The following is a 17,468-nucleotide window of genomic DNA, read 5'->3' as shown; positions in this document are numbered from 1 at the left end:
CCGCGTAGAGAAGCTTAATCCCAAACAGCTTTTAAGAGAAAAAAGGGGAAGGATGTCCCGCCTGTTGAGTTGGATTTGTAACGTCGGCTACCTTGCTGTCCTCCTGGTGGCGGCACCGGTGCTGATTTATCGGTCAATCACACAGGGAAAATACCGGGACGGTTGGTCTGAAAAGCTTTGGGGAAACGTTCCTGTTCGCGATGGTTCGCAACCGGCTGTTTGGTTTCATGCCGTAAGCGTGGGCGAGGTCCTGCAATTACAGCAGGTCGTGAAACTTTTTCATGAGGAACGGCCGGAGCATGAAGTGATCGTCAGCTGCACGACATCGACGGGCCGCGTTGTTGCTGAAGAGAAGTTCCCGGACTGCCTCGTCTGCTACTTTCCACTCGACTTCACGTGGGCTGTCCGCAACGCTATCAAGCGGTTGCGCCCCCAGTTGATGGTACTGGTTGAACTGGAACTATGGCCGAATTTCATCCTGGAAGCGGAACGAACCAAAGTCCCTCTGGCCCTGATTAATGGACGGATCAGTGAAAACTCTTTTCGTGGTTATTGCAAGTTACGTCCTTTGATGCAGCGCTTGCTGACTGTGTTCTCGACAATGGCAGTTCAAAGTCCGATGTACGGGGAACGCCTTAAGAAACTCGGTGGTCCGGCGGAACGCATTCAGGTCACTGGCTCTATCAAATTTGATGGCATCCAGACTGACCGAAAAAACTCTCAAACAGCGGAGATTCGCGAAGCGTTCGGAATACAGCCTTCTGCGTATGTCTTTATTGCAGGCAGCACTCAAGATCCGGAAGAAAAACTAGCCCTCGACAGCTATCGCAAACTGAAACCACGCTACCCCGAACTCCGATTGATTCTCGTCCCGAGACACAAAGAGCGATTTGAAGAGGTCGCCAGTCTGGTTCAATCGGAGTCATTTCCACTCTGCCGACGCAGCATAGTACAACAATCAGGAATCACGGAACGAACCTCCACAGATGATGATCCGGTCCTGCTGCTTGACACTTTAGGCGAGTTAAATGCCTGTTGGGGCCTGGCCGATTTTGCGTTTGTAGGTGGTAGCTTGACCAATCGAGGTGGTCAGAACATGATCGAACCAGCGGCTTACGCTGCGGTCGTGACGTTTGGCCCCAATACGCGTAACTTCAAGGACGTGGTTGATTTAATACTGGCTGAATCAGTTGCGGAGGTCGTGGAAGATCAGCCCAAACTGCAGGAACGACTTGAATTCTATCTCGAACATCCAGACCAGGGCAGGGCGTTGGGAGAGCGAGCACGAGAGTTGGTAATGAGCCAGCAGGGAGCGACTCGTAAAACGATCGATTTACTACTCGAATTGCTTCCATTGAAAGAAAAGGGAACTGCCGAAGCGGCGTGAACCTGCACTTCAAACTCAATTCGGCCTCGATCTCTTTGAGCGACTTAAGCAGTAACGGGCACGATTTTAGCGTTCAAACTTGTCCCTGTTTCCGGGGAACCCTACAATCCACAACAATCCATGGCGTTTTCGGACGGAGTTTCGAACACGCCTATCAAGGCGGATCCTTTCTGCGAAATCCCACCTTACTGTTTTCAAATCAGATCACAATACAACTCTAAACTTCACAATTTTAAACTGTACAACTCTAACCTGTTTCGATAATTGCACGGAGTCTTTGATGGCGAACTTTTTATTCACGAGTGAATCGGTGAGCATGGGGCATCCCGATAAACTTTCTGACCAGATCTCGGACGGCGTCCTGGATGCATTGCTGACTCAGGATCCGTTATCCCGCGTCGCCTGTGAGACTCTATGTTCAACAGACCTGATTGTGCTCTCGGGTGAGATCACCACTCAAGCCAAAGTGGACTACGTCGAAATCGCTCGTGAAGTCGCCCGCGATGTTGGATACGTAAGCGACGACATCGGCTTCAACGCCGACAGCTGCCGCGTCCTGCAAGCCTTGCACAAGCAGAGCCCGGACATCGCTCAGGGTGTTGATAATGACGGAGCAGGAGACCAGGGTTTGATGTTTGGTTATGCCTGTAACCAAACCCGCGAATTCATGCCGCTACCGATCGCACTGTCGCATCGAATTATTAACCGCATTACGCAGGCCCGTCAGCAGGAAGAAGTCAATTGGTTGCGTCCGGACAATAAGTCTCAGGTGACTGTCGAGTATGCTGGAAACAAACCTGTCGGTATCAGCGCCGTCGTCGTCTCGACACAGCACACTCCTGATGTTTCGCAGTCCGAAATTCACGAGTACGTCATTGAAGAAATCGTCAAACCTTCTGTTCCTTCAGAACTACTCAATGAAAAAACTAAGTACCACATCAACCCGACTGGAATTTTCGTTGTGGGCGGTCCTCATGGTGATTGTGGTTTGACTGGCCGTAAAATCATCGTCGATACGTATGGTGGCTGGGGACGACACGGTGGGGGTGCATTCAGTGGTAAGGACAGTACTAAAGTCGACCGCTCTGCCGCTTACATGGCACGGTATGTCGCCAAGAATATCGTCGCTGCCGGACTGGCAACGGAGTGCGAAGTTCAACTCGCTTACGCCATTGGTGTGGCCGAACCCGTCTCGGTTCGTGTCGATACGAATGGAACAGGCGTCATTGAAGAACAGAAAATCGCTGAACTGGTCCGTGAACTTTTCCCACTGACTCCAAAGGGAATCATCGAGTCGCTCCAGTTGCGTCGCCCAATCTTCCGCAAGACAGCTCACGGTGGACACTTTGGCCGCACCGAACCCGAATTCACTTGGGAAGCGACCGACAAAGCAGAAGCTCTGTATAAACAGGCTGGACTTGGCTCTGAACTTCCAGAACCAGAATTTGTCGTCAGCTAACGCCGAGATATCGGAAACATGCTCGTGAGCTTGGCCCTCAGCATGTTCAGAAGTATACAACAGAACCCTGTCTGCTAGCAGACAGGGTTTTTTCATTGTGGGAACGATGATTCAATAGGACTCGAAATCGTATGAAAGCGGGTATGAATTCGCTTAAGACGTTGTGAGTTCTCATTTAAGTGGCTGCCAAGAGGCGGTCCGGTGGGTACAATCGTACAACCTTCGACTTGATTCGCGTTTACTCAACAGGTCAGGTCAGTAAAATAGCGACTGTTCACGTTAAAAACTTCCGTATTGAGTCTTAGACTTGGCTTCGATACAAGTTCTGTTGGCGAATAGTCACCTGCCTCCCAAGACAAACAACGACGTTCCCCACCTGCTAGTGCCAATCCGCAACCCGTTTCCCAACTGGAACAGATTGTTTTTTATGTTGCCCATTTCAATTGCGACGAACGAACCTGAACGTATCTGCCGGTGGATGGCCACCGCCTTGTGGTCTTACACTTCGCTATTCACAGTTCTCTTGGCAATCCGCTTAATGATGGGTTGGCAACCGAATCTGGTCAGCGGGCTTACCTTATTCAGCAGTAGTCTCGTTTTGTCGCTCCTGGGAAGCTGGCTCTATCGTAAGAATATCGAGTCATGGTCAATGGACCATGAATTGATTAATGGGAGCTGCACGCTCCTGCCAGTTACTTTGATTGGACTGTTCACTGTCATCCCTTCCTCCAGTCTGTCGTTGTTCGCGACATCGCTGGGAATCATGGGCGGAGGGGCCTGGCAGATTTATCAGGCAGGAAAAGCAGAAAGTGAGCAAGTCAGCTCTGAACAGGCGATTATCATGCCTGTTATTCCCGAAACACCCTTAAACAGCGAAACGGCACCTTCCACTTCGACGCCACCTGTTCCTGAACAGGAAATTCTTGAGGAGACGGCTGATGTCGAGGAGCTATTCGCCGAAGTCAACCTGATCCCGGATCCTAACAACGGTTTCACAAACGACTTCGACACGCGCATTATCGAGATCCCTGAAGAAATCAGCCAACTGCCTGACCCTTCATCTCCTCCAACCCACGAGCGAAACGGACACAAATTTGAATCTTGCTGTGCGGATACGGACCGATCTTACGATCTGTTTGCAGAACAAACAGAATGGGTCATCCAGCAGTTTCGTCGAACACGGCGTCCCAGTGGGTGCGAAGCGATTGAAGGTTATATGAAACTGGAGTGGGAAGCTGGGCAAAAACGCCAATCTGTGCATGTACCGTTTTATCCTCCATTTGCAGGGACTCCAGAAATCTATTGCGAACAGGCCGATGACTCTGATGTCCGTCTTAAAGTGGCGGAAAGCCGATCCTACGGCGTTCGCATCGAGGTATGTCTAACACAACCTGCAATTGCAGGAGAGACGACCTGCTTGCATCTTCTTGCCTGTGTGGAAAAGGAAGAAGAAGCGGAAATGGAGCCGGAATCAAGCGCACTGAACAAACAAGAAGAAGAACTGGTCTCTCAAGCAGAACAAAATGGACATCTGGACAAAGATCAAGAAGTGGCCTGATTTCTCTGTTCGAATAAGAATCGTAGCATTCTTCAGGAGTAGAGCCTGAAGAGCATCTTGAGTGGGTTTGTTCTTACTGTATTGAACTATATGGGAATGAATTGCTTTAATTCTCGACTTCTTCCCTGTTTACGCAAATTACCGGACCCGTATTCGTTTTGACATGCAATCACCATTTTGTATAATAATCGCAAACAAACTGGTGGTTGACTTCTCCAATTACCGGTATACTTCTAGCGCTGTAAGCTTTTTACTAGAAGGAATTTTCGGCAAAACTCCGATAACTAAAACAGAGAAACTCTTTAAGGTGCGCAAAGGATTTGTGGCCGCTTGGCTGGGTAGCTAAGCTGCAGAAACGCTGCCACTCTACAGGATCGTAGTGTATGCACAGCTATCCCCACTTTCGGGCGGGTGAACTGGACTCTGTCTCCAGTTCCGCAGGTTATCCCTCCGCCGCCGTATCAACTAAAACTAAATCTCCCAAACGCATTGACCAGGCTGATCGTCGGACGAAAATCCGTATCGATCCCCCTGTTTCCAAACCGGAACCGCAACTAGAGAACCGTCCGTTATTCAAACTGAGCCCACGCACGCATCAGTTGCTGGGAGTCCAGATTTCGGGTACTGGCTCTTACGTTCCGTCTAGAATAGTTACAAACGAAGAACTCGAAGAATCACGCGGTTTTGAACCGGGTTGGATTGAACAACGATCCGGAATCAAAGAACGCCGCTATGTTGCGCCCGGTGAAGCCACGTCCGACATGTGTATTCATGCCGCTCGTCGTGCTATGGCCGATGCAGGTGTAACCGCCGAAGATGTCGACCTGATTCTGGTCGGTACGTTCACTCCCGATTATATTACGCCCTCGACCGCCTGCCTTGTTCAGGATGCTTTGGGAATTGACGCTCCCGCGGTTGACTTGTCAGCCGCCTGTTCCGGTTTCATGTATGCACTCGTTACTGGGTCACAGTACATAGCCACTGGGAATAGTAAATGTGCTCTGATTCTTGGAGCCGACACGAACAGCGTGCTAGTCAATCCAAACGATCAACGAACAGCTCCGCTGTTTGGCGATGGTGCGGGTGCCGTAGTTCTGAAGCCAGGTAGCAAAGAGCAAGGCCTCAGCTGTTACCAACTGGGCTCCGATGGAGGTGGAAAAGATTCCCTCTATGTTCCCGCTGGTGGCTCCGCCTGCCGAATTGATCAAGATCATCTGGATGAGATGAGCCAGTATCTGCTGATGGATGGTCGCACCGTCTTCAAATGGGCGATTCAAGCACTCACGGGTACGGTGAACCTTGTTCTTGAAAAACAGGGGCTGACCGCCGATGACATTAAGTTGTTCATCGCTCATCAGGCCAACTCACGGATCATCTCGAAAGCGACGAATGTCATCGGCATTCCTGACGAGAAGGTCTTCATGAACATGCATAAGTATGGAAACACTTCCGGTGGCTCCATTCCTATTGCACTTGATGAAGCCCGACGCGCGGGATTATTCAAAGCAGGTGACACTGTTCTACTGAGTGGCTTCGGTGCCGGACTTTCCTGGGGAACAGCTTTGTTCCGCTGGTAAGATCACTGCAACGAATTCTGCCAGACTCTAAATAAACAAAACCACGGGAAGCAAATGCTTCCCGTGGTTTTTTATTAGGCTTTGCCTGACGGCGATCACGCTTGTTTCGTGTATGCGAGTGATTCGAATATGCGAGCGACTAAATTCGCTTGTCATTTCCGCCGGAGGTCAATCAGCCTTCTGATAGCTGATCTTTATCGTCTTTCTCAGATGCTTCGTTTCCCTGACTTTCCTTCTCCGGTGGTTTGGGCTGTTCCGAAGTGGCTTTCTCTGTAGTCGTCTCTGCGGGAACGACAGGGGCGTCGTGACCTGGTTGAGGGTGAGAGGTTGCTGCTATCCCGGAAAGCGGCAAGTCGGATTCCCCGTCAGCAGGCGGGCTGGTGTAGACCTCTTCGAGAGAGATACGGTCATCCGCCTGTCGCATCAGGTAGTAAATGACGGTCCCTGCAGTGAAGAACATCGAAACCCGGAAGCCTTCTACCAGCCAACGAAGAGATTCTACCCAGAACTGTAAGGCTGGTCGCGGTGGCTCCAGATTGACCCCTTCCGCATTAAAATACACAATGCCGGGTTCATCTCCACGGATATTATTCTGAGCCAACAATTCAACCAGCACGACGAACTGTTCGAAGAACCAAACGGAAATCACCGTGATGATAATGACAGCCAGCCAGTAGACGGCATAACGCAGCGGTTTACTGAAGATATAACTGAATGAGCGACTGAATCCATCGAATCCATCCGATCCTTCAACACTGATCGTTGCGAGAGCCATTGGCCAACCTGCCAGCGAACCGATTAGCAACAGGGCTAAAGGGATCGAGATCAGCAGAGGAATGAACCAGATCCAAGTCACCAGGGAATCGGCGTTTCCGAAAGGTCTCCACAGATCAATCAATCCGAAAATGCTGAGGATTAACCAGATCGCCAAACCTGCCAGACTGCTGATTAAAGCCGCAACGAGTACGGATTTTCCATTCCTGCAACCAAATCGTGCCGCGTCCTTCAATGAAGCGCGTGTGTCAGTTACAAATTCCAAGGCAGCGAGTCTGCAGACGGAAAGACCCAGAAAACTCCAGATCACCAGTGACCAGATGAGGTGCGTCCAGAGATAAGCCAATCGGTTCCAACTGTTTCCAGCCATGGCGATTTGGACTACCGGCTCATAAACCGAGGTCCAGGGAAAATAGAAGGACGACCATGACGTCTGCAACAGCAGAGAGCTGCCTGTGCCCGTAAATACCGGAGTAGGCCCCGCATTCTCGAATGGAGAAAGATGCTGCAGAGGAGCTTTGGAGCCAGAGGGGGGAAATATCTGATCGATGACCTGATGACCGAAATGCAACAGCAACAGAGCCAGAATGGCCAGCAGCAGCTTCCGGCCATCGAGAGCCATGCGCGGAATTCGCAGCAAGTTCAAGAAAGGAAATCGATGATAGAAGTTCTGATCAGAAATTGTCTTCAGTACAGCATCCATGCCCGGATCCAGCTATGAAAGGGAGAGGAGAAGTGTCGGAACTGTGCTGATCTTAGCAAATCCGGCCGGGGTATGCTCTCCCTGCACGCGTTTTTTTCAGGACCGAGTGACCGTTCAGTTTAACCCGAGAATTCGATTCCAATCGTGTAATATCCGCCAATTCTTTTACAACGGATTACCTCGCCCAATACACGGATTTGCTCGTTGTCACGAGTTTCCAGGAGAACGTTAATCCGTTGGCCCGGTTTGAGTGGAGAATTGTGAATTACACAGATCCCGCCGTCCGAAATATCCTGAGTTATTACCGACACCGGTTTGCCCAAAGGCCGATTTTCGGAACTAATGGCGACGATCATGGCTCCCATGGTCACGTGAATACGATCGTGACGCCGTCGTTCGATGACTTCCGGGCGAACATTAGCAATCAATTGACCTGTAAAAGAGGATAGCTTTTTGCGTGATTGAAATTCGCTATCAAATATAAAACAGACATTGGGACAGCCAGCGTAGATATCTCCTTCAAACGAGTGAGCGTCGATATCTGATTCACAGGCAAAGTGATTGACATGCCCATTCGGATCGAGAGCCAGGGCGGAAAGCGGTACAACGCAATTTCGCCCGTAAGCTTTGGCGGCAAGCAATGCATTATCAGCAGCATCGATCAGATTTGACGGACGCGTATGACTTGGATCCCACTGCGCTACCCCAACGGTCAGGTTTAAATGGATATTTTCCTTACCGACTTTTAGAGGTTTTTTGATAATCGTTTCTCGAAGCCGCTCGGCAATTTCAACTGCCTGTAACTCTTTCGCGCGAGGCAGTAGGATCGAAAATTCATCACCGCCGAAACGACACAAAATGTCGTACTTTCTCGTGCATTCGTGCATTAATAAGGCAACCCACTTCAGTGCCTGGTCGCCAGTACCGTGGCCGAACGTATCGTTAACCTGTTTGAAATAGTCTAAATCGATCAGCAGACAACTCAGTGGTAAATTCAATCGGAGGCTATTCTCAATTTCCCGTTCGCAACGTTCATCAAACGCACGACGGTTCATAAGCCCAGTTAAAGGATCACTCTCGGCCAATTCTTTTTGACTACGTAATCGACTGAGAATCAATTCTGCCTGTCGAATTCTCGCGAGAAGTTCATGTTCATCCACCGGTTTGGTAAGAAAATCATCCGCACCGGCATTCATTGCCTCTTCCAAATCACGTGGCCCATCTTTGGCCGTCGCCACCATCAGAAAGACTTCATCCCGGTCATGAATTCGGCGAACCTCTCGGCAGAGATCAAGCCCCGTTTTCTTTGGCATTTTGATATCGGTCACGACGATAGATGGTTTCTTCTCCTGAATAATATCCCAGGCTTCCAGGCCGTCGCTGGCAGTCAGGACCTCGTACCCATGAATATCGAGCCAAGTGGCAAGAATTTTCAGCGTAATGGAGTGATCTTCCGCAACGAGAATTCGCTTTCGCTCGGGCTTTTGGCCGATGGGCGATTCCAGAGATGTTGCTATTGATTCTGTAGGAGACATATTGTTGCCTTAATTATCCCAAATTCAATAGATGGGACACGAGCACTGATTGAACAATGATGTTGAGATCCAGGTGTTGTTTTAATCCACGTCTGCAAAATCGATTTGAATGCGAATGATTTCTTCTCGAATGTTAAAGAAAGCATCCAGAACATCGGGATCAAAATGAGAACCCCGACTTTCCTCCATGATTCGGAAACATCTCTCTCGTGGATATGCTGGTTTATAAACACGTTTCGAACTGAGCGCGTCATAAACGTCTGCAACAGCGGTGATTCTGCCCGCGATAGGAATATCATCTCCACTCAATCCCAGAGGGTAGCCGGTTCCATCCCATCGCTCGTGGTGAGTCAGGGCTATGGTGCTGGCCAGATCCAGCAGATCCGATCCGCAGTTTTGAATCAAAGCGGCACCTGAAGTCGTATGCTGAAGAACTCCATTCATTTCCGTTCTGGAAAGCGATTCAAAGATCTTCTTTCCGGCTCCACAATGCATCTGAATAAGTTCAAATTCCTGCTCTGTCAGTGAACCTGGCTTATGGAGGATTGCATCCGGAATCGCAATTTTCCCAATGTCATGCAACTTGGCCGCTAATTCGAGTTCAGCGATTTCCACATCGCTAAAACCAAGTTCACGTCCGATAGCGCCTGCGTATTTTGAAACACGCAAAACATGCCTACCGGTATCGTTGTCCCGATACTCTGCGGCTCTCGCCAGACATTCGATAATATCAATGCGCGACTTCTCCAACGCCGCAGTCCGTTCACGGACTTGCTGTTCCAGGTTGTTCTGATATTCGAATAGCTTTAGCGAGTTTCTGACACGAGGAATTAACTCATCTGGATCGATAGGTTTGGAAAGAAAGTCGGTTGTCCCAAGTTCAAGGGCCTCGCGCTTGATATCTCTGCTTTCAGCACTGGTCAGAATCAAGACGGGCATATATGCGAATCGTTCATCGGAGCGGATGTCTCGTAAAATATCGAGACCACTGATTTCCGGCATCATGATGTCGAGGATCAATAAGTCCGGAGATTCTTTCTCCATTACTGACTGTACGTTTTCAGCATCGGTGACCGTGATGAAATTGGAGTAACCCGCGTTCGCTAGATAAGCTCGCGCCACTTTGATATTCACTGGAACGTCGTCAACGATCATAATCTTCCAGTCGAATCGATCCGGGGATCCGGATACGACCGGCGAAATCGTCTGCGCCGATTTATCGCTTCGCTGGTTTGATTGAGATTTCGTATTAAGAAGAGTCATTCTTCGATTTCTTCCGTCCAACGGGACGTCTCTATTTGCGTGGATTGCTAAAGTGAATTCTTTAAGACTGCTGCGTTTCTGTCCGCCGACGACCGGCAGAAATGCGCCCAACCAGTCCCTGTAATTCTGCGAGTGATTTTTGAATACGAACCAGATCCTGAACTTCCGCTGCCAGATCGAGTTCCCGGGCAGGGATTGTTAATACCTCGAATCCGGCAGTTCCCCCTGAGCCTTTAATCATGTGTGCCAGCTCGCCAACTCGGTGATAATCTTCTTCCCCGAAAGCTTCGTTCAGTTCAGTTAGTTGTCCGTTGAGATAATCAACAAACTCTTCGACGATTTCGCGAAACGCATCATGCTCGATGGGGAGGGTCGACGTAATTGGTTCGAGCTTTCGATCCGCTCCTGTCGGAGATTCTGGAGAGCAGGGGGATGAGCTCGATTGATTTTGTGACGTTGGTGGCTTCTGTTGTGGAACGGGCTGTCCAGCAGTCGGAATCAACATACTGATCGTTTCAATCAGTCGTTGCTCATTGATGGGTTTAGTAAGATATCCGCTGCATCCCGCTTCGAGACATTTTGCTTCGTCACCCTGCATGGCATGAGCTGTCAGCGCAATGATGGGAATTTGGATTCCAAGATTCCGCAGTTCTGTCGCGGCTCGATATCCATCCATCACCGGCATCTGCATGTCCATCAGGATGACGTCATAGTCTTGCTTTTGAGCCAACCTGACAGCAACTTGTCCATTCTCAGCCGTGGTGACTTCCAAACCTGCCTGTTCCAGCAGGAGTCCGATCAACTTTCTGTTAGTCGCTCCATCTTCAGCCAGAAGGACTTTCTCATGATTAAATGCAGCCGTTGCATTATTCAGCGAGGTGGGGAGATGAGACACCGCGTCGGAAGGGGCCGCTTCCAGCAGTTCGATTGTCTCCGGCGTTCCCGCCGAAATCGCAATCGTAAATGTACTGCCCTCATCGTAGGAGCTTTCGATGGTGATATCGCCATCGAGGGCTTGTGCCATTTTCCGGCTAATCGCCAGGCCCAGGCCCGTCCCTCCAAATCGACGTGTCACACTGTTGTCTGCTTGAACGAACGGATCAAAAATTGTTTCGAGCTTATCGGCGGCAATTCCGATCCCAGTGTCGATGACATTGACGATCAACTCAGACTGACCACCATGGATCACATATTCTGCCAGTACAGTGACGCCCCCGGACTCGGTGAATTTAACTGCGTTCCCGATGACATTTGTTAACAATTGGCGGAAGCGTCCTTCGTCCGTAAAAATGGTTGCCGGAACTTTACTGTCCCAGACTAGCTCCAGCGAGATACCTTTCTTGAGTGCTCTCGCGCGCAACATTGAAATCACTTCGGCCATAATTTGATGCGGCGAGCAATCGTCTTTCTCGATGATCATCTGCTGTGCTTCAATTTTGGAAAGATCGAGAATGTCGTTGATCAGATTCAACAGGTAGCAACCGCTGGAATGGATTGACTTCAAATAATCTTGCCGTGTGGCTTCGTCGCAGCTTGCTCCCTGTTTCAGCAGCAGATCACTGAATCCTAGAATACCTGTCAAAGGCGTTCTGATTTCGTGGCTCATGTTGGCCAGGAAATAACTTTTGGCTTCACTGGCGGCCAATGTTGCCTCGTGAGATATTTTCAGTTTTTGATGCAAACTTTCCAAGTGTTCTTCCCGGTGCTGGATTTGCTTCAGCATCTCATTGAAATCATGGTTTAATTGCCCCAGTTCGTCAGCGCGGGCATAATTGAGTCGCATCGAGTAGTCACCGGAACTGGAGATTTCTCGACTCGTTTTCGCCATATCCACGATCGGCTGCACGATCGTATTTTGCAGAACACGGGCGACGATGGTGGAGATCATCATGCACAGTAAGAAGATACCGATGATGATGCTGGTTATTCTGTTTAACTGTGCCTGCAATTCACTGTCGTTCGCGCGAAGTTGTAACATCGCTCCGTCGGGAAAACTGATCGAACTGCAGCTGATTAACGCCCCCTCATCGGTATAAAAGCTGTCGAATGTGACATGCTTCAGTCCGATAGGGCCTTCGTATCCTGGGCGACGATAGGTGGCGAATACTTCTTTATCAGGAGTAAAGATACAGGCCGCATCGACTTCCGATTCGTTCTTGAGCGACTCGAGGATGGCGACGGCCCGTTGTCGGTCATCTTCATTCACCACCGAAACACAATGGGACGAAATCGTCTGTCCCAAGGCCTGCATGTGATGTTCCTGAGACTTACGAATCATTTTCACATCGTTGACGCAAAATGATATTCCGAATGTCAAAAATGGAATGCCAATGCCCGCCCAGAAGAGCAGCCGCACTTTGGTCGCAATGGAAGCGTTTCGAAAAGTAGAATACACGGTGACAAATCCCGTCAGTCGTAGACAACCACTCTTACAATAATGTGAGTGATGTTCGAACTTGGAAAAAATTCGCTTTCGCGATGGGGCTGTAAAGAATGAGAAATGGAGCCAGTCTGCGGTCGATTTCGTCTCGGACCTAAATCCAGACATTCCTTCAGCCGCCCTTAAATCCGGAGTTCCGGCATCAGGAACATAGGTTGACCAGAAGAATTATGTTTCGATTTCTCACCGTCGCCCCCCACTTACCGTGTCTCTCAAAGCCGGTTGTAGGGGTTGTGCCAGTTTGGCTCCGGCTTATCCCTTTAGAAAGCTTTTCGCTACGCTTGATATTCCCTCTTCACGAGTGAGGAACGAACGCTGAATTCGCCTGCAGCGGTAGGGGCTGCAACGAGAGAGCATCCCTCGGTTCTCGCCAATATCCATTTGTTGAACCGGCCAAATGGAGCCATTCTTTTCGAGAATAAGCAGGGAACGCGAACCTGTCGCGCTGGAGATCGGTCCTGTCTTTGCCGATAGTGACTATCGTTGATTTAAAATTCGCGTCGGACGGAGCCATAAAATCACGTCAGATAGAAAATGGCCCGTAGTACAGACTTGCGTAATTCGCATCGAAAAGTAAAACTACACGAAGCTTGAACAGAGACGCTCAGCCCTGTTGGTTCGTACACGTTCAGCAAACAAATTCGGGATGTAGCGCAGCCTGGTAGCGCACTTGACTGGGGGTCAAGGGGTCGCAGGTTCAAATCCTGTCATCCCGACATAACGAAACAGCCCGTCGAAACAATCGTGTTTCGACGGGCTGTTTTTTTATGCGCGTGCAGCTCGGAATTCTTCAGCTCGAAATTCTTCAATTGGGGACTATCTTCAACGAGCCGAAAGGGGGGTATGCGATCATTTGAAAGATGCACGTGAACTGAGTTGCGACCACAGATTGAATCGATCGGGTTGAAGTACGTCGATTACATTGCTCTGTTTAACGACACCGATGGACATTGGAAATCCGCAGTGGATTTAATTCGCCCTCAAGGCCATATCGTCTCGATCGTCGAAAATAGCGAACCGCTTGAGCAGAAAGAAATGAAAATGAAGGCGGCATCCTTCTCCTGGGAGTGTATATTCGCTCGCTCGATGTACCAGACTCCCGATATAATCAAACAGCATCATTTACTCAATCGAATCGTTAATTGGATTGACGAAGGTAAAGTTCAAGGGACGGCTGGGGACGTGATGTCGCTGATCAATGCAGAGAATCTTCGAACCGCCCACGCTACTCTGGAAGCAGGAAGAGTGATCTGAAAGATCGTCCTTGAAGGATGGGAATAGGTTAGCAGATTCACTGCAGTCGCTGATCGGCTTGCTAATCTCTGCGACGGAAAACCAAGTCTAAGCCAGACACAGCATCCGTAAGATGTTAACATTTCTATTATCGTTCCTCCTTACGATGGTGCCTGCCGCGTAGATCATTCGGTGAGTTTTCAGTGGAGGTCGCAACGAGCTTGATGCAATTAACGACATCGTTCTGCCCTCTAGTGATTTGAACCCTCTTAGTCTCATTTAGAATTCTCATTCAGAATCAATTTAAACAGGAGATCTCGAAATGCGCCCCCTTTATCTTCTAATGACCGTGCTGTTTCTGGCGACTCCGGTACTCTCACAGGAGAATGCCTCGACTCAGAAGCTTAAGCAACAATCAAAACAATTTGACGAACAGGTCATTAAGGTTGCCGAGAATGTCTACACCGCGGTCGGTTACAGTGTTGCCAATGTCTCCATGATTGTCGGCGACGACGGTGTCGTGATCGTTGATACGGGTTTAACGCTCGATGATGCAAGACGCATCCTTACAGAGTTTCGTAAAATCAGCGACAAGCCCATCAAAGCGATCATCTTTACGCATTCACACGGCGACCACACAGGGGGAGCGGCGGCGTTTATCGGAAACGAACGTCCTGAAATCTGGGCTCATGAGAATTTTGGAAGTGAAGCGGGACCGTTGCAGGCGGCAGGTCTTACAGTTCAAACTGTCCGAGGGGCACGGCAAGCCGGCTTCAAGTTACCGCCGGAGCAGCGGATCAACAATGGCGTTGCTCCCGTCCGTTACCCAAAGCGAATTGACCGTGCTTTTGTTACGGACAACGCAACGAGGCCAACACACTTCCTAGAAGGGGAACGACAAAAGATCAACGTTGCAGGCGTTGATCTTGAACTTGTGTCATCGCCCGGTGAGACAAACGACCAACTGTTCGTTTGGGATCCGACGGGTAAAGTCTTATTCGCTGGAGACAATTTCTATCGATCTTTTCCCAACCTGTATGCGATTCGGGGTACACCCAATCGCAGTGTTCGATTGTGGGCTGAAAGCCTTGGGAAGTTGGCGAATAACGATGCCGATGCCTTGGTCGGTGGTCATACTAACCCAATCCTTGGAGCAAACGAAGTCAAACAGGTTCTGAATGACTACCATGAAGCTGTTCAGTTCATCCATAACAAGACTGTCGAGGGAATGAATAAAGGATTAACTCCGGACGAACTTGTCGATTACGTTCAGCTTCCCGAAGACCTGGCCAACAAAGACTATTTGCAACCATTTTACGGACATCCACAATGGGGCGTCCGCAGTGTATTCAACGGCTATCTTGGCTGGTTCGACGGTAACCCGAGCAATCTGTTCAGGCTCTCGCCGAAGACAGAAGCTGAACGTATTTCAAAACTGGCTGGAGGGACGGACAAGCTATTAGCGGCGGCCCATGCTGCCTTGGACGCGGATGATGACCAGTGGGCAGTGCAGCTTGCCGATCATTTGTTGGCGATCGACAAAGACAATGCGGAAGCGAAGCAAATCAAAGCCGATGCGTTGACAAAGCTGGCCTCCAATATGGTTAACGCGACCGCACGCAACTACTACCTCACCGTCGCACGAGAACTTCGCGAAACGCCAGAATCAGAGTAACTTTCATGGTCTGGTTATGGATGTCGAGTTGTTCGATTTGAAATACATCCTTATTTCTGATAAACCGCTTTCTGTGACCTATTCGTGCTGAACCAGTTTGTCATTCTGCGCGTCCGGCATGGCACTGCATCCTCTGTTAATTTACTCTCCCTGATAAAAGAATCACCTGATGGAAAAATGGCATTTAGATTATTTACAGAGGATCCTGAATGCCCGCGTGTATGATGTCGCCATCGAATCTCCTCTGGAACTGGCAGAGAAGCTTTCCGCCCGTTTAGGAAATCGAATCTGGCTTAAACGTGAGGACAAGCAACCTGTTCACAGTTTCAAGCTACGCGGGGCGTACAACAAAATGGTGCACCTGTCGCAAGCGGAACTGGACAGGGGAGTCGTATGCGCCTCGGCAGGTAACCATGCCCAGGGCGTCGCTCTCAGCGCGCGACAACTCGGGACCCAGGCAGTCGTAGTGATGCCTGTGACCACTCCCAGGCTAAAGCTCGATGCCGTACGCACATTGGGGGCTCAAGTCGTCCTGAAAGGTGACAGTTATTCCGATGCCTATTCCCATGCACTGGAATTGGAAAAAAGACACCAATATGTGTTCGTCCATCCGTTTGACGATCCGGACGTCATTGCCGGGCAGGGGACGGTCGGTATGGAGATTCTGCGGCAACACCAACATCCACTGGATGCGGTTTTCGTGGCGATCGGGGGGGGTGGCCTTATCGCTGGGGTCGCAGCTTATATTAAGGCCGTTCGCCCAGAGATTAAGATTATCGGTGTCCAGACAGCCGATTCGGACGCCATGATCCAGTCAATCAAAGCAGACGAACCAGTCTTACTCAAAGATGTAGGATTATTCTCTGATGGAACCGCCGTGAAAAAGGTGGGGACCGAAACATTTCGACTGACAAGAGAACTGGTTGACGACTTTGTCACGGTCGATACCGATGCGATCTGCGCTGCGATTAAGGACGCATTTGAAGAGACTCGCAGCATTCTGGAACCGGCTGGCGCTTTGGGCATCGCGGGCATGAAACAGTATATCGCTCAGCATGGCCTGGAGGATAAGAACCTGGTCGCGATCACCTGCGGAGCGAACATGAATTTTGACCGCCTCCGTTTTGTCGCGGAACAGGCTGAAGCGGGAGAAGGTCGCGAGGCTCTTTTTGCCGTTACGATTCCCGAAGAGCGAGGGAGCTTCAAGCGATTGTGCCAGACTATTGGTCAACGGAATGTGACTGAATTCAGCTACCGCATTTCCGATGAACGGGAAGCTCATGTTCTGGTCGGCTTAGCGATCAGCAATCGAGGTGAAGTCCCTGAAATTAATCAGTCTCTCTCGGAGCAGGGGTTCACGGCACTCAATCTGGTTGATGACGATCTTTCTAAAGAACATTTGCGATATATGGTTGGCGGGAGAAGTCAGCTTGGTGAAAATGAGCGGCTTTATCGATTTGAGTTCCCCGAATGCCCGGGTGCACTGATGCGGTTCCTGTCCCGAATGCACCCCAACTGGAACATTAGTCTGTTTCATTACCGTAATTCAGGAGCCGACTATGGACGTATTCTGGTGGGGATAGAGGTTCCAGAAGAGGAGGTACCAGCCTTCCGAGACTTCATCGACTCCTTGTCTTATCGCTACGTCGATGAAACAAGGAACCCAGCCTATCGCCTCTTCCTGCGTTAACTGATTCATTCGAGAATTCTCAGTAAAAAAGAACAGCTCGCCCTACAAATATAGTACGAGCTGCTCAGCTTTGAGATTTAGGTTGAATAAGGTTTTCGAACATGAACAGACACGTCTATCTCGAAATCAGGTAAGAGTGTTTGACAATTTACCTTTTAAATCTTATTCGTAAAT

The 17,468-nt window shown here is 49.7% G+C and carries 11 protein-coding genes and 1 tRNA gene; 8 read left to right on the top strand and 4 right to left on the bottom strand.

What is annotated here, in order from left to right; all coding sequences use genetic code 11:
* Nucleotides 1-52: 52 nt before the first annotated feature.
* The 4 genes from Pla110_RS09615 (at nucleotide 53) to Pla110_RS09600 (ending at nucleotide 5,981) form a co-directional block, all read left to right on the top strand.
* Complete coding sequence (locus Pla110_RS09615) at nucleotides 53-1,387, top strand: 3-deoxy-D-manno-octulosonic acid transferase (RefSeq protein WP_144995527.1); 1,335 nt, start codon at nucleotides 53-55, stop codon at nucleotides 1,385-1,387.
* A 280-nt stretch (nucleotides 1,388-1,667) separates the two neighbouring features.
* Nucleotides 1,668-2,846, top strand: coding sequence for a methionine adenosyltransferase (gene metK, locus Pla110_RS09610; protein WP_144995525.1), 1,179 nt, complete (start codon nucleotides 1,668-1,670; stop codon nucleotides 2,844-2,846).
* A gap of 427 nt (nucleotides 2,847-3,273) precedes the next feature.
* Complete coding sequence (locus Pla110_RS09605; protein WP_144995523.1) at nucleotides 3,274-4,404, top strand: hypothetical protein; 1,131 nt, start codon at nucleotides 3,274-3,276, stop codon at nucleotides 4,402-4,404.
* Between the two features lie 383 nt (nucleotides 4,405-4,787).
* A complete protein-coding gene (locus tag Pla110_RS09600; RefSeq protein WP_144995521.1) occupies nucleotides 4,788-5,981 on the top strand; it encodes a 3-oxoacyl-ACP synthase III family protein in 1,194 nt (397 codons plus the stop codon).
* A 172-nt stretch (nucleotides 5,982-6,153) separates the two neighbouring features.
* On the opposite strand, the gene Pla110_RS09595 is transcribed toward Pla110_RS09600, so the two are convergent.
* The 4 genes from Pla110_RS09595 to Pla110_RS09580 all read right to left on the bottom strand — a co-directional run bounded on the left by Pla110_RS09595 (nucleotide 6,154) and on the right by Pla110_RS09580 (nucleotide 12,651).
* Nucleotides 6,154-7,458 carry a hypothetical protein gene (locus Pla110_RS09595; protein WP_144995519.1) on the bottom strand — a complete coding sequence of 435 codons (1,305 nt, stop codon included), beginning with the start codon at nucleotides 7,456-7,458 and terminating at the stop codon, nucleotides 6,154-6,156.
* A 119-nt stretch (nucleotides 7,459-7,577) separates the two neighbouring features.
* Nucleotides 7,578-8,993 (bottom strand): diguanylate cyclase, encoded by a 1,416-nt coding sequence (locus Pla110_RS09590; protein WP_144995518.1) that lies wholly within the window; start codon nucleotides 8,991-8,993, stop codon nucleotides 7,578-7,580.
* An 81-nt stretch (nucleotides 8,994-9,074) separates the two neighbouring features.
* A complete protein-coding gene (locus tag Pla110_RS09585) occupies nucleotides 9,075-10,256 on the bottom strand; it encodes an HD-GYP domain-containing protein (protein ID WP_144995516.1) in 1,182 nt (393 codons plus the stop codon).
* Nucleotides 10,257-10,317: 61 nt separating this feature from the next.
* Nucleotides 10,318-12,651, bottom strand: a complete 2,334-nt coding sequence (locus Pla110_RS09580) for a response regulator (protein WP_197440625.1) — start codon at nucleotides 12,649-12,651, stop codon at nucleotides 10,318-10,320.
* Between the two features lie 687 nt (nucleotides 12,652-13,338).
* Here Pla110_RS09580 and Pla110_RS09575 point away from each other — a divergent pair.
* The 4 genes from Pla110_RS09575 to ilvA all read left to right on the top strand — a co-directional run bounded on the left by Pla110_RS09575 (nucleotide 13,339) and on the right by ilvA (nucleotide 17,294).
* Nucleotides 13,339-13,412 (top strand) — tRNA-Pro (locus Pla110_RS09575).
* Between the two features lie 160 nt (nucleotides 13,413-13,572).
* Nucleotides 13,573-13,950 (top strand): zinc-binding dehydrogenase, encoded by a 378-nt coding sequence (locus tag Pla110_RS09570; RefSeq protein ID WP_144995512.1) that lies wholly within the window; start codon nucleotides 13,573-13,575, stop codon nucleotides 13,948-13,950.
* Nucleotides 13,951-14,251: 301 nt separating this feature from the next.
* The gene (locus Pla110_RS09565; RefSeq protein WP_144995510.1) at nucleotides 14,252-15,604 is read left to right on the top strand and encodes an alkyl/aryl-sulfatase; all 1,353 of its coding nucleotides are present in this window, start codon (nucleotides 14,252-14,254) and stop codon (nucleotides 15,602-15,604) included.
* Between the two features lie 169 nt (nucleotides 15,605-15,773).
* Nucleotides 15,774-17,294, top strand: a complete 1,521-nt coding sequence (gene ilvA, locus Pla110_RS09560; RefSeq protein ID WP_144995508.1) for a threonine ammonia-lyase, biosynthetic — start codon at nucleotides 15,774-15,776, stop codon at nucleotides 17,292-17,294.
* Nucleotides 17,295-17,468 lie beyond the last annotated feature (174 nt).

The sequence above is a fragment of the Polystyrenella longa genome (genome assembly GCF_007750395.1).
Taxonomy (GTDB): Bacteria; Planctomycetota; Planctomycetia; order Planctomycetales; family Planctomycetaceae; genus Polystyrenella; species Polystyrenella longa.
This window is presented reverse-complemented; position numbering and strand designations above follow the sequence as displayed.

Excerpts from the sequence above, each read along its gene's own strand:
- Pla110_RS09565 (WP_144995510.1), top strand. The coding sequence starts at position 14,252 with ATGCGCCCCCTTTATCTTCTAATGACCGTGCTGTTTCTGGCGACTCCG.
- Pla110_RS09585 (WP_144995516.1), bottom strand. The coding sequence starts at position 10,256 with ATGACTCTTCTTAATACGAAATCTCAATCAAACCAGCGAAGCGATAAA.
- Pla110_RS09605 (WP_144995523.1), top strand. The coding sequence starts at position 3,274 with ATGTTGCCCATTTCAATTGCGACGAACGAACCTGAACGTATCTGCCGG.
- ilvA (WP_144995508.1), top strand. The coding sequence starts at position 15,774 with ATGGAAAAATGGCATTTAGATTATTTACAGAGGATCCTGAATGCCCGC.
- Pla110_RS09595 (WP_144995519.1), bottom strand. The coding sequence starts at position 7,458 with ATGGATGCTGTACTGAAGACAATTTCTGATCAGAACTTCTATCATCGA.
- Pla110_RS09600 (WP_144995521.1), top strand. The coding sequence starts at position 4,788 with ATGCACAGCTATCCCCACTTTCGGGCGGGTGAACTGGACTCTGTCTCC.
- Pla110_RS09590 (WP_144995518.1), bottom strand. The coding sequence starts at position 8,993 with ATGTCTCCTACAGAATCAATAGCAACATCTCTGGAATCGCCCATCGGC.
- metK (WP_144995525.1), top strand. The coding sequence starts at position 1,668 with ATGGCGAACTTTTTATTCACGAGTGAATCGGTGAGCATGGGGCATCCC.
- Pla110_RS09615 (WP_144995527.1), top strand. The coding sequence starts at position 53 with ATGTCCCGCCTGTTGAGTTGGATTTGTAACGTCGGCTACCTTGCTGTC.